The sequence below is a fragment of the Citrobacter sp. C6_1 genome, assembly GCF_014596835.2.
Classification (GTDB): Bacteria; Pseudomonadota; Gammaproteobacteria; order Enterobacterales; family Enterobacteriaceae; genus Citrobacter; species Citrobacter pasteurii.
In genome coordinates this window covers 4,555,021-4,568,095 of record NZ_CP115031.1, presented here as the reverse complement: position 1 = coordinate 4,568,095, position 13,075 = coordinate 4,555,021, and the positions used below count along the sequence as shown (strand labels likewise).

General features: G+C 53.2%; 6 protein-coding genes, 2 tRNA genes and 2 rRNA genes. 8 read left to right on the top strand and 2 right to left on the bottom strand.

Features of this window, described 5'->3' with window-relative positions:
- Positions 1-142 precede the first annotated feature (142 nt).
- Complete coding sequence (gene fadA / locus IB196_RS21835; protein WP_188232252.1) at positions 143-1,306, bottom strand: acetyl-CoA C-acyltransferase FadA; 1,164 nt, start codon at positions 1,304-1,306, stop codon at positions 143-145.
- Between the two features lie 9 nt (positions 1,307-1,315).
- Positions 1,316-3,505, bottom strand: a complete 2,190-nt coding sequence (gene fadB / locus IB196_RS21830; protein WP_188232253.1) for a fatty acid oxidation complex subunit alpha FadB — start codon at positions 3,503-3,505, stop codon at positions 1,316-1,318.
- A gap of 189 nt (positions 3,506-3,694) precedes the next feature.
- Between fadB and pepQ the strand changes: the two genes are divergently transcribed.
- From pepQ to IB196_RS21790, 8 genes are all read left to right on the top strand, one after another.
- Positions 3,695-5,026, top strand: a complete 1,332-nt coding sequence (gene pepQ / locus IB196_RS21825; protein ID WP_188232254.1) for a Xaa-Pro dipeptidase — start codon at positions 3,695-3,697, stop codon at positions 5,024-5,026.
- Positions 5,026-5,640 carry an IMPACT family protein gene (locus IB196_RS21820; RefSeq protein ID WP_003017851.1) on the top strand — a complete coding sequence of 205 codons (615 nt, stop codon included), beginning with the start codon at positions 5,026-5,028 and terminating at the stop codon, positions 5,638-5,640. Before pepQ ends, IB196_RS21820 begins: the two co-directional genes overlap by 1 nt.
- Before the next feature lie 38 nt (positions 5,641-5,678).
- On the top strand, positions 5,679-7,130 hold the full coding sequence (trkH, locus tag IB196_RS21815; protein ID WP_003017848.1) for a Trk system potassium transporter TrkH: 1,452 nt from the start codon (positions 5,679-5,681) through the stop codon (positions 7,128-7,130).
- Between the two features lie 11 nt (positions 7,131-7,141).
- Positions 7,142-7,687, top strand: a complete 546-nt coding sequence (gene hemG, locus IB196_RS21810) for a menaquinone-dependent protoporphyrinogen IX dehydrogenase (protein ID WP_188232255.1) — start codon at positions 7,142-7,144, stop codon at positions 7,685-7,687.
- Positions 7,688-8,060: 373 nt separating this feature from the next.
- A 16S ribosomal RNA gene (locus IB196_RS21805) occupies positions 8,061-9,602 on the top strand.
- A 71-nt stretch (positions 9,603-9,673) separates the two neighbouring features.
- Positions 9,674-9,750, top strand: a tRNA-Ile gene (locus tag IB196_RS21800).
- A 105-nt stretch (positions 9,751-9,855) separates the two neighbouring features.
- Positions 9,856-9,931 (top strand) — tRNA-Ala (locus IB196_RS21795).
- Between the two features lie 198 nt (positions 9,932-10,129).
- Positions 10,130-13,036 (top strand): 23S ribosomal RNA (locus IB196_RS21790).
- Together the 16S and 23S rRNA genes with 2 tRNA genes alongside form the textbook arrangement of a ribosomal RNA operon.
- The last annotated feature ends 39 nt before the right edge of the window (positions 13,037-13,075 follow it).

Sequence of the window (13,075 nt, the reverse complement as noted above, 5' to 3'; positions counted from 1 at the left end):
GTCCCTCACTGAAAGCAGCCTTCGGTTGTTCAAATTCGTTCCTGACGAATTTGTCATTCACTTGCCGCCTTGTTCTGGCACCAATGGCTTTGAGATAACATTTCGTAGGCCGGGCAAGCGAAGCGCCCCCGGCATGCTTTGATTAAACTCGCTCAAATACCGTTGCGATGCCCTGACCTAACCCGATACACATCGTTGCCAGACCAAATTGCACGTCTTTGCGTTCCATCAGGTTGAGCAGGGTGGTACTGATACGCGCACCAGAGCATCCCAGTGGGTGACCCAGGGCGATCGCGCCGCCGTTGAGGTTGATCTTCTCGTCTATCTGCTCCATCAGTCCCAGATCTTTAATGCACGGCAGGATCTGAGCGGCAAAGGCTTCGTTCATTTCAAACAAGCCGATGTCGCTGGTGGAGAGTCCCGCTTTTTTCAGCGCCAGCTTTGAGGCCGGAACCGGACCGTAACCCATGATGGAAGGGTCGCAGCCGACAACAGCCATCGAACGAATACGGGCTCGCGGCGTCAGACCCAGCTCACGAGCACGGCTCTCACTCATCACCAGCATCGCCGCTGCGCCGTCGGAGAGCGCGGAGGAGGTACCCGCAGTGACCGTTCCGCTCACCGGATCGAACGCCGGGCGCAGGGTGGACAGCGCTTCAACGGTTGTCTCCGGGCGGATAACCTCATCGTAGTTAAACTGCTTCAGCACGCCGTCGGCATCATGGCCGCCGGTCGGGATGATTTCGTTTTTAAATGCGTCAGACTGTGTTGCAGCCCAGGCGCGAGCATGTGAACGTGCGGCGAAAGCATCCTGCATTTCACGGCTGATGCCGTGCATGCGGGAGAGCATTTCTGCGGTCAGACCCATCATCCCCGCCGCTTTTGCTACGTTGCGGCTCATGCCCGGATGGAAATCAACGCCGTGGCTCATTGGTACATGGCCCATATGCTCCACGCCGCCCACCAGGCACGCCTGAGCATCGCCGGTCATGATCATGCGCGCAGCGTCGTGCAACGCCTGCATCGAAGAGCCACACAGACGGTTCACGGTGACCGCCGGAACGGAGTGCGGGATTTCCGCCAGCAGCGCGGCGTTACGGGCAATGTTAAAACCCTGCTCCAGCGTTTGCTGCACACAGCCCCAGTAAATATCATCCAGCGCGGTTGGCTCCAGCGCGGGATTACGCGCCAGCAGGCTACGCATTAAATGTGCGGAGAGATCTTCTGCCCGCACGTTACGAAACGCCCCCCCTTTCGAACGGCCCATCGGGGTACGGATCGCATCAACAATTACAACCTGTTCCATTGTGACTCCTTAAGCCGTTTTCAGGCTGCCAACCGGGCGGGCAGGCTCAACCTGGGGATAATACGGTTCGTTATGGCGCGCTTTATCACGCAGGCCAGCCGGAACTTCATACAGCGGGCCAAGGTGCTGATACTGCTGAGCCATATCGAGATACTTCGCGCTGCCGAGCGTATCCAGCCAGCGGAACGCGCCGCCGTGGAACGGAGGGAAGCCCAGGCCATAAACCAGCGCCATATCGGCTTCTGCCGGACTGGCGATAATGCCTTCTTCCAGACAACGCACCACTTCGTTGACCATTGGGATCATCATGCGGGCGATAATTTCTTCATCGCTAAAGTCGCGTTTCGGCTGGCTGACTTCTGCCAGCAGATCATCAACGGTGGCATCCTCTTCTTTCTTCGGCTTGCCCTTGTTGTCTTCTTTATAACGCCAGAATCCAAGACCGTTTTTCTGTCCGAAACGGTTAGCATCAAACAGGGCGTCTATCGCGTCGCGATAATCTTTTTGCATACGCTGAGGGAAGCCTGCGGACATCACTGCCTGCGCGTGATGCGCGGTATCAATACCCACTACGTCCAGCAGATAAGCCGGACCCATTGGCCAGCCAAACTGTTTTTCCATGACTTTGTCGACTTTGCGGAAATCCGCTCCGTCGCGCAGCAACTGGCTGAAACCGGCAAAATAGGGGAACAGTACGCGGTTAACGAAGAAACCGGGGCAGTCGTTAACCACAATTGGCGTTTTGCCCATCTGACTTGCCCAGGCGACAACCCTGGCGATGGTTTCATCCGAGCTTTTCTCACCGCGAATGATCTCAACCAGCGGCATACGGTGCACCGGGTTAAAGAAGTGCATCCCACAGAAGTTTTCCGGGCGCTTGAGCACGCTGGCCAGTTCGTTGATTGGGATGGTGGAGGTATTCGATGCCAGTACCGCATCCGGGCGAACGTTGTCTTCAGTCTCCGCCAGCACCGCTTTTTTCACTTTCGGGTTTTCCACAACCGCTTCAACCACCACGTCCACACGCTCAAAACCGCTATAGTCGAGGGTTGGATGAATGGTGGAAATCACGCCCGCCATTTTCAGGCCGTCAATTTTGCCGCGCTCAAGCTGTTTGTTCAGTAGCTTGGCCGCTTCGGTCATGCCGAGCGTTAATGATTTGTCATTGATATCTTTCATCACAACCGGCACGCCTTTCCAGGCTGACTGGTACGCGATGCCGCCACCCATAATACCTGCGCCCAGCACTGCCGCTTGCTTTGGCGCATCAATATTTTTGGTGAGTTTTTTGGCTTTGGCTTTCACGAACTGATCGTTCAGGAAGATCCCAACCAACGCGCGAGCTTCACTGGTGTGCGCCAGTGGCACAAAGCTTTTATTTTCCAGATTCAGCGCTTCTTCACGACCAAAACGGGTCGCTGCTTCAATGGTTTTTACCGCGGTAATCGGCGCGGGATAGTGCTTACCTGCCGTCTGCGCCACCATACCTTTGGCGATGGTAAAGCTCATGGCTGCTTCAATTTTGCTGAGTTTCAACGGCTCCAGCTTCGGCTGACGTTTGGCTTTCCAGTCGAGATCGCCATTAATTGCCTGACGTAATACCGCAATCGCGCCATCAAGCAGTTTGTCTTGCTTCACCACGCCATCGACCAGGCCGATTTTTAGCGCCTGGTCAGCGCCAACATCTTTGCCCGCAGCAATAATTTCCAGAGCGCTGTCCGCGCCCAGCATACGTGGCATACGCACGGAGCCGCCAAAGCCCGGCATGATACCCAGCTTAGTTTCCGGCAGGCCGATGCGCAGGTCCGGCGTTGCCAGACGATAATCGGTTGCCAGGACACACTCGCAGCCGCCGCCCAGCGCGTAACCATTTACCGCAGAGAGAGTCGGAACAGGCAGATCTTCGAGGCGGTTAAAGACGCTGTTGGCAAAATGTAGCCACTGGCTCAACTGCTCTTCAGGCACGAGGAACAGTGAAAGGAATTCGGTGATATCGGCACCAACGATAAAGGCTGCTTTGTTAGAACGCAGCAGCAGCCCTTTTAAATTCGGTTGTTTTTCCAGCACGTCAAGCGCATTGCCCAGGCTGGCAACGGTGGCCGTGTCGAGTTTATTGACCGAACCAGGGGCATCGAACACCAGTTCGGCGATGCCATCTTCCAGCCAGTCGAGGTACAGGGTGTCGCCTTTGTAAAGCATGTCAGTCTCCTGAATCCGCAAGGTGATCTGGTCATACCAGATGAATCGAAGTGTGTATTTTGTGTTAAAAAAATGCAAATGAATGATTAAAGAAATGACGATTTGATCACGCTCGGCAGAAATCACGCACTCACAAGGCGATGTGCTAAGATGCGGAGACTTGAGGTCAAAAAAACAGAAGGATAGAAAATGGAATCACTGGCCGCACTCTATAAAAATCATATCGTTACCCTACAGGAACGGACGCGCGACGCGCTGGCGCGCTTCAAGCTGGATGCGTTACTTATTCACTCAGGCGAACTTGTTAACGTCTTTCTCGACGATCATCCGTACCCGTTTAAGGTCAATCCGCAATTCAAAGCCTGGGTGCCTGTCACGCAGGTTCCTAACTGCTGGTTGCTGGTGGATGGCGTAAACAAGCCGAAACTGTGGTTCTACCTGCCGGTCGATTACTGGCACAACGTTGAGCCGCTGCCGACCTCTTTCTGGACGGAAGAAATCGAGATCATCGCGCTGCCGAAAGCGGATGGTATCGGTAGCCAACTGCCTGCTGCTCGCAGCAATATCGGTTACATTGGCCCGGTTCCGGAACGTGCCCTGCAACTGGACATCGCGGCCAGCAACATCAACCCGAAAGGGGTGATTGACTACCTGCATTATTACCGTGCCTATAAAACGGACTACGAACTGGCCTGTATGCGCGAAGCGCAGAAAATGGCGGTAAATGGACACCGTGCAGCAGAAGAAGCGTTCCGTTCCGGAATGAGCGAGTTTGACATCAACCTCGCTTACCTGACTGCCACCGGTCACCGCGACACCGACGTGCCATACAGCAACATCGTGGCGCTTAACGAGCATGCTTCGGTTCTTCATTACACCAAGCTGGATCATCAGGCGCCGTCTGAAATCCGCAGCTTCCTGCTCGACGCTGGCGCGGAATACAACGGCTATGCGGCAGACCTGACGCGTACCTGGTCGGCGAAAAGCGACAACGACTATGCGCATCTGGTGAAAGACGTTAACGACGAAGAGCTGGCGCTGATTGCCACCATGAAAGCAGGTACCAGCTACGTGGATTACCACATTCAGTTCCATCAGCGCATCGCGAAGCTGCTGCGTAAGCATCAAATCATCACCGATATGAGTGAAGAGGCGATGGTAGAAAACGATCTTACCGGGCCGTTTATGCCACACGGCATTGGTCACCCGCTGGGCCTGCAGGTACATGATGTCGCTGGCTTTATGCAGGATGACAGTGGTACCCATCTGGCCGCGCCGTCGAAGTATCCTTACCTGCGTTGCACCCGCGTATTGCAACCGGGCATGGTTCTGACCATCGAACCGGGCATTTACTTCATTGAATCTCTGCTGGCGCCGTGGCGTGAAGGGCAGTTCAGCAAACACTTCAACTGGCAGAAAATTGAAGCCCTGAAACCGTTCGGCGGTATTCGTATTGAAGACAACGTGGTGGTCCACGAAAACAATATCGAAAACATGACGCGGGATTTGAAACTGGCGTAATGGACAGTTGGTTAATCCCTGCGGCGCCGGTTAGCGTCGTCGAAGAGATCAAAAAAAGCCGCTTCATTACGCTGCTCGCCCATACGGACGGCGTAGAAGCGGCAAAAGCGTTTGTTGAGTCAGTCAAAGCGGAACACCCGGACGCCCGCCACCATTGCGTGGCATGGGTGGCGGGTGCGCCCAATGACTCGCAGCAGCTGGGATTTTCAGACGATGGCGAACCGGCGGGTACGGCAGGTAAACCGATGCTCGCACAACTGATGGGGAGCGGTGTCGGTGAGATTACCGCTGTAGTCGTGCGCTACTACGGCGGTATCCTTCTCGGTACTGGAGGGTTGGTAAAAGCTTACGGCGGCGGTGTGAATCAGGCGTTGCGCCAGTTAACGACACAGCGCAAGACGCCATTAACCGAATATACTTTGCAGTGTGAGTACGGTCAGCTGGCAGGCATTGAAGCCTTGCTGGGGCAGTTTGACGGTAAAGTCGTTGCCAGTGATTACCAGGCTTTTGTTCGACTCAGGGTGGCGCTTCCTTTTGCCAAAGTGGATGAGTTTTCGGCAAAACTGGCGGATTTTAGTCGTGGTTCATTGCAATTGTTAGCGATTGAAGAATAATCCCCACCTCATTTTAAAGAACTAAGGAAGCGGCAGAGATGCATTTTCGCGCCATCACCCGAATCGTTGGACTACTGGTCATCTTATTCTCGGGGACAATGATTATCCCTGGACTGGTAGCGCTCATCTACCGTGACGGGGCAGGGCGTGCATTCACCCAAACTTTCTTCGTTGCTTTGGCGATCGGCTCCATGCTGTGGTGGCCAAACCGTAAAGAGAAGGGCGAGCTGAAATCGCGCGAAGGATTTCTGATTGTCGTTTTGTTCTGGACCGTTCTGGGCAGCGTGGGTGCGCTACCGTTCATCTTTGCGGAAAGCCCTAACCTGACGATAACCGACGCTTTTTTTGAATCCTTTTCCGGATTGACCACTACCGGTGCGACGACGCTGGTGGGGCTGGATTCATTGCCACACGCGATTCTCTTTTATCGCCAGATGCTGCAATGGTTCGGCGGGATGGGGATCATCGTGCTGGCGGTGGCTATCCTGCCTATTCTTGGCGTGGGTGGGATGCAGCTCTATCGGGCAGAAATGCCGGGGCCGCTGAAAGATAATAAGATGCGCCCGCGTATTGCCGAAACGGCGAAAACGCTGTGGCTTATCTATGTATTACTGACGGTGGCGTGCGCGCTGGCGCTATGGTTTGCCGGGATGCCCGCGTTTGACGCCATTGGGCACAGTTTTGCCACGATTGCCATCGGTGGTTTTTCCACACACGATGCCAGCGTGGGGTATTTTGACAGTCCTACCATCAACACCATTATCGCTATCTTCCTGCTGATCTCCGGTTGTAACTATGGTCTGCACTTCTCTTTATTAAGTGGGCGTAGTCTGAAGGTTTACTGGCGCGATCCGGAATTCCGCATGTTCATCGGCGTGCAGTTGACGCTGGTGGCTGTCTGTACGTTGGTGCTGTGGATACACAATACCTATGGCTCGGCGCTCACGACGATCAACCAGGCCTTTTTCCAGGTGGTATCGATGGCGACGACTGCCGGATTTACCACGGACAGTATTGCCCGCTGGCCGCTGTTCCTGCCGGTGCTGTTGCTGTGTTCTGCGTTTATCGGCGGGTGTGCCGGGTCAACGGGCGGTGGTTTGAAGGTAATTCGTATCCTGTTACTGTTCAAACAGGGTAACCGCGAACTGAAGCGACTGGTTCACCCCAATGCGGTCTATAGCATTAAGTTGGGCAACCGAGCGTTGCCGGAACGAATCCTTGAAGCGGTATGGGGCTTCTTTTCTGCCTATGCGCTGGTCTTTATTATCAGTATGTTGGCAATTATTGCGACCGGTGTGGATGACTTCTCTGCGTTTGCCTCAGTGGTGGCGACGCTGAATAACCTCGGGCCTGGGCTGGGGGTTGTTGCCGACAATTTTGCCAGCATGAACCCGGTGGCGAAATGGATCCTGATTGCCAACATGTTGTTTGGTCGTCTGGAGGTCTTTACTCTGCTGGTGCTCTTTACCCCTACTTTCTGGCGTGAATAATGGAGTAACACGTGAAAACACTGATTCTTTTTTCTTCCCGGGACGGACAAACGCGCGAAATCGCTGAGTATCTGGCTTCTGAACTTAAAGAGCTGGGTGTCTGGGCAGATGTCATGAATTTGCATCGTACCGAAGAGCCTGAGTGGAAAAATTATGACAGCGTGGTGATTGGCGCATCAATTCGCTATGGCCATTACCATTCTGCATTTCAGGAATTTGTGAAAAAACATGCCACGCAGCTGAATACGATGCCGAGTGCGTTTTACTCTGTAAACCTGGTTGCCCGTAAACCGGAGAAACGTACGCCGCAAACCAACAGCTATGCGCGTAAGTTCCTGATGAGTTCGCCGTGGCGACCAGATCACAGTGCAGTCATTGCGGGTGCTTTGCTGTATCCCCGCTATCGCTGGTATGACCGCGTTATGATCCAACTGATAATGAAGATGTCAGGTGGTGAAACGGATACGAATAAAGAAGTGGTGTATACCGATTGGGAACAGGTTGCGAGATTCGCGCGGGAAATAGCCCAATTAACCAACAAAACGTCGTTAAAATAAACGTAAAGAATAAAAAATACGCACTCGGAAGATTATTTTAAATTTCCCCTTGTCAGCCTGAAATAACTCCCTATAATGCGCCTCCACTGACACGGAACAACGGCACGCAAGCCGCCGGGTCAGCGGGGTTCCACTGAGAACTCCGGCGAAGAAAGCGAAATTAAATGCTTGACTTCGTGGCGGGATGGCGTATTATGCACACCCCGCGCCGCTGAGAAAAAGCGAAGCGGCACTGCTCTTTAACAATTTATCAGACAATCTGTGTGGGCACTCGAAGATACGGATTCTTAACGTCGCAAGACGAAAAATGAATACCAAGTCTCTGAGTGAACACGTAATTCATTACGAAGTTTAATTCACGAGCATCAAACTTAAATTGAAGAGTTTGATCATGGCTCAGATTGAACGCTGGCGGCAGGCCTAACACATGCAAGTCGAACGGTAGCACAGAGGAGCTTGCTCCTTGGGTGACGAGTGGCGGACGGGTGAGTAATGTCTGGGAAACTGCCCGATGGAGGGGGATAACTACTGGAAACGGTAGCTAATACCGCATAACGTCGCAAGACCAAAGAGGGGGACCTTCGGGCCTCTTGCCATCGGATGTGCCCAGATGGGATTAGCTAGTAGGTGGGGTAACGGCTCACCTAGGCGACGATCCCTAGCTGGTCTGAGAGGATGACCAGCCACACTGGAACTGAGACACGGTCCAGACTCCTACGGGAGGCAGCAGTGGGGAATATTGCACAATGGGCGCAAGCCTGATGCAGCCATGCCGCGTGTATGAAGAAGGCCTTCGGGTTGTAAAGTACTTTCAGCGAGGAGGAAGGCGTTGTGGTTAATAACCGCAACGATTGACGTTACTCGCAGAAGAAGCACCGGCTAACTCCGTGCCAGCAGCCGCGGTAATACGGAGGGTGCAAGCGTTAATCGGAATTACTGGGCGTAAAGCGCACGCAGGCGGTCTGTCAAGTCGGATGTGAAATCCCCGGGCTCAACCTGGGAACTGCATCCGAAACTGGCAGGCTAGAGTCTTGTAGAGGGGGGTAGAATTCCAGGTGTAGCGGTGAAATGCGTAGAGATCTGGAGGAATACCGGTGGCGAAGGCGGCCCCCTGGACAAAGACTGACGCTCAGGTGCGAAAGCGTGGGGAGCAAACAGGATTAGATACCCTGGTAGTCCACGCCGTAAACGATGTCGACTTGGAGGTTGTGCCCTTGAGGCGTGGCTTCCGGAGCTAACGCGTTAAGTCGACCGCCTGGGGAGTACGGCCGCAAGGTTAAAACTCAAATGAATTGACGGGGGCCCGCACAAGCGGTGGAGCATGTGGTTTAATTCGATGCAACGCGAAGAACCTTACCTACTCTTGACATCCACGGAATTTAGCAGAGATGCTTTAGTGCCTTCGGGAACCGTGAGACAGGTGCTGCATGGCTGTCGTCAGCTCGTGTTGTGAAATGTTGGGTTAAGTCCCGCAACGAGCGCAACCCTTATCCTTTGTTGCCAGCGGTTCGGCCGGGAACTCAAAGGAGACTGCCAGTGATAAACTGGAGGAAGGTGGGGATGACGTCAAGTCATCATGGCCCTTACGAGTAGGGCTACACACGTGCTACAATGGCATATACAAAGAGAAGCGACCTCGCGAGAGCAAGCGGACCTCATAAAGTATGTCGTAGTCCGGATTGGAGTCTGCAACTCGACTCCATGAAGTCGGAATCGCTAGTAATCGTGGATCAGAATGCCACGGTGAATACGTTCCCGGGCCTTGTACACACCGCCCGTCACACCATGGGAGTGGGTTGCAAAAGAAGTAGGTAGCTTAACCTTCGGGAGGGCGCTTACCACTTTGTGATTCATGACTGGGGTGAAGTCGTAACAAGGTAACCGTAGGGGAACCTGCGGTTGGATCACCTCCTTACCTTAAAGAACCTGCCTTTGTAGTGCTCACACAGATTGTCTGATGAAAATTAGCAGTAAGAAAATCTCTGCAGGCTTGTAGCTCAGGTGGTTAGAGCGCACCCCTGATAAGGGTGAGGTCGGTGGTTCAAGTCCACTCAGGCCTACCAAATTCTTTCTGATACCGCGTTGTGAAACGACTCGCATACTTCAGTATGCTTCGCCGCTCCACGCCTTGTCTCAGCAAGAATTAAGGTGAATGAGATAACTACGATGGGGCTATAGCTCAGCTGGGAGAGCGCCTGCTTTGCACGCAGGAGGTCTGCGGTTCGATCCCGCATAGCTCCACCATCTTTACTGCAACAATACAAGAAAACTTCAGAGTGTACCTGAAAAGGTTCACTGCGAAGTTTTGCTCTTTAAAAATCTGGATCAAGCTGAAAATTGAAACGACACACTGTTTCATTTCTCCGTAATAAGAAATGAAAAGCGGTGTGTTCGAGTCTCTCAAATTTTTGCAATCAGAAGTGAAACATCTTCGGGTTGTGAGGTTAAGCGACTAAGCGTACACGGTGGATGCCCTGGCAGTCAGAGGCGATGAAGGACGTGCTAATCTGCGATAAGCGTCGGTAAGGTGATATGAACCGTTATAACCGGCGATTTCCGAATGGGGAAACCCAGTGTGTTTCGACACACTATCATTACGTGAATACATAGCGTAATGAAGCGAACCGGGGGAACTGAAACATCTAAGTACCCCGAGGAAAAGAAATCAACCGAGATTCCCCCAGTAGCGGCGAGCGAACGGGGAGCAGCCCAGAGTCTGAATCAGCTTGTGTGTTAGTGGAACGGTCTGGAAAGTCCGACGGTACAGGGTGATAGTCCCGTACACCAAAATGCACAGGTTGTGAACTCGAAGAGTAGGGCGGGACACGTGGTATCCTGTCTGAATATGGGGGGACCATCCTCCAAGGCTAAATACTCCTGACTGACCGATAGTGAACCAGTACCGTGAGGGAAAGGCGAAAAGAACCCCGGCGAGGGGAGTGAAAAAGAACCTGAAACCGTGTACGTACAAGCAGTGGGAGCCTCTTAATGGGGTGACTGCGTACCTTTTGTATAATGGGTCAGCGACTTATATTCTGTAGCAAGGTTAACCGCATAGGGGAGCCGAAGGGAAACCGAGTCTTAACTGGGCGTTAAGTTGCAGGGTATAGACCCGAAACCCGGTGATCTAGCCATGGGCAGGTTGAAGGTTGGGTAACACTAACTGGAGGACCGAACCGACTAATGTTGAAAAATTAGCGGATGACTTGTGGCTGGGGGTGAAAGGCCAATCAAACCGGGAGATAGCTGGTTCTCCCCGAAAGCTATTTAGGTAGCGCCTCGTGAATTCATCTTCGGGGGTAGAGCACTGTTTCGGCTAGGGGGTCATCCCGACTTACCAACCCGATGCAAACTGCGAATACCGAAGAATGTTATCACGGGAGACACACGGCGGGTGCTAACGTCCGTCGTGAAGAGGGAAACAACCCAGACCGCCAGCTAAGGTCCCAAAGTCACAGTTAAGTGGGAAACGATGTGGGAAGGCACAGACAGCCAGGATGTTGGCTTAGAAGCAGCCATCATTTAAAGAAAGCGTAATAGCTCACTGGTCGAGTCGGCCTGCGCGGAAGATGTAACGGGGCTAAACTGTGCACCGAAGCTGCGGCAGCGACACTATGTGTTGTTGGGTAGGGGAGCGTTCTGTAAGCCGTTGAAGGTGTGTCGTGAGGCATGCTGGAGGTATCAGAAGTGCGAATGCTGACATAAGTAACGATAATGCGGGTGAAAAACCCGCACGCCGGAAGACCAAGGGTTCCTGTCCAACGTTAATCGGGGCAGGGTGAGTCGACCCCTAAGGCGAGGCCGAAAGGCGTAGTCGATGGGAAACAGGTTAATATTCCTGTACTTGGTGTTACTGCGAAGGGGGGACGGAGAAGGCTATGTTAGCCGGGCGACGGTTGTCCCGGTTTAAGCATGTAGGCGGAGGTTCCAGGTAAATCCGGTACCTTTTTAACGCTGAGGTGTGATGACGAGGCACTACGGTGCTGAAGTAACAAATGCCCTGCTTCCAGGAAAAGCCTCTAAGCATCAGGTAACACGAAATCGTACCCCAAACCGACACAGGTGGTCAGGTAGAGAATACCAAGGCGCTTGAGAGAACTCGGGTGAAGGAACTAGGCAAAATGGTGCCGTAACTTCGGGAGAAGGCACGCTGATATGTAGGTGAAGTGATTTACTCATGGAGCTGAAATCAGTCGAAGATACCAGCTGGCTGCAACTGTTTATTAAAAACACAGCACTGTGCAAACACGAAAGTGGACGTATACGGTGTGACGCCTGCCCGGTGCCGGAAGGTTAATTGATGGGGTTATCCGTAAGGAGAAGCTCTTGATCGAAGCCCCGGTAAACGGCGGCCGTAACTATAACGGTCCTAAGGTAGCGAAATTCCTTGTCGGGTAAGTTCCGACCTGCACGAATGGCGTAATGATGGCCAGGCTGTCTCCACCCGAGACTCAGTGAAATTGAACTCGCTGTGAAGATGCAGTGTACCCGCGGCAAGACGGAAAGACCCCGTGAACCTTTACTATAGCTTGACACTGAACACTGGTCCTTGATGTGTAGGATAGGTGGGAGGCTTTGAAGTGTGGACGCCAGTCTGCATGGAGCCAACCTTGAAATACCACCCTTTAATGGCTGGTGTTCTAACGTGGGCCCGTAATCCGGGTTGCGGACAGTGTCTGGTGGGTAGTTTGACTGGGGCGGTCTCCTCCTAAAGAGTAACGGAGGAGCACGAAGGTTAGCTAATCCTGGTCGGACATCAGGAGGTTAGTGCAAAGGCATAAGCTAGCTTGACTGCGAGAGTGACGGCTCGAGCAGGTGCGAAAGCAGGTCTTAGTGATCCGGTGGTTCTGAATGGAAGGGCCATCGCTCAACGGATAAAAGGTACTCCGGGGATAACAGGCTGATACCGCCCAAGAGTTCATATCGACGGCGGTGTTTGGCACCTCGATGTCGGCTCATCACATCCTGGGGCTGAAGTAGGTCCCAAGGGTATGGCTGTTCGCCATTTAAAGTGGTACGCGAGCTGGGTTTAGAACGTCGTGAGACAGTTCGGTCCCTATCTGCCGTGGGCGCTGGAGAATTGAGGGGGGCTGCTCCTAGTACGAGAGGACCGGAGTGGACGCATCACTGGTGTTCGGGTTGTCATGCCAATGGCATTGCCCGGTAGCTAAATGCGGAAGAGATAAGTGCTGAAAGCATCTAAGCACGAAACTTGCCCCGAGATGAGTTCTCCCTGAGACTGTAAGTCTCCTGAAGGAACGTTGAAGACGACGACGTTGATAGGTCGGGTGTGTAAGTGTAGCGATACATTGAGCTAACCGATACTAATGAACCGTGAGGCTTAACCTTACAACGCCGAAGATGTTTTGGCGGAATTGAGACGATTTT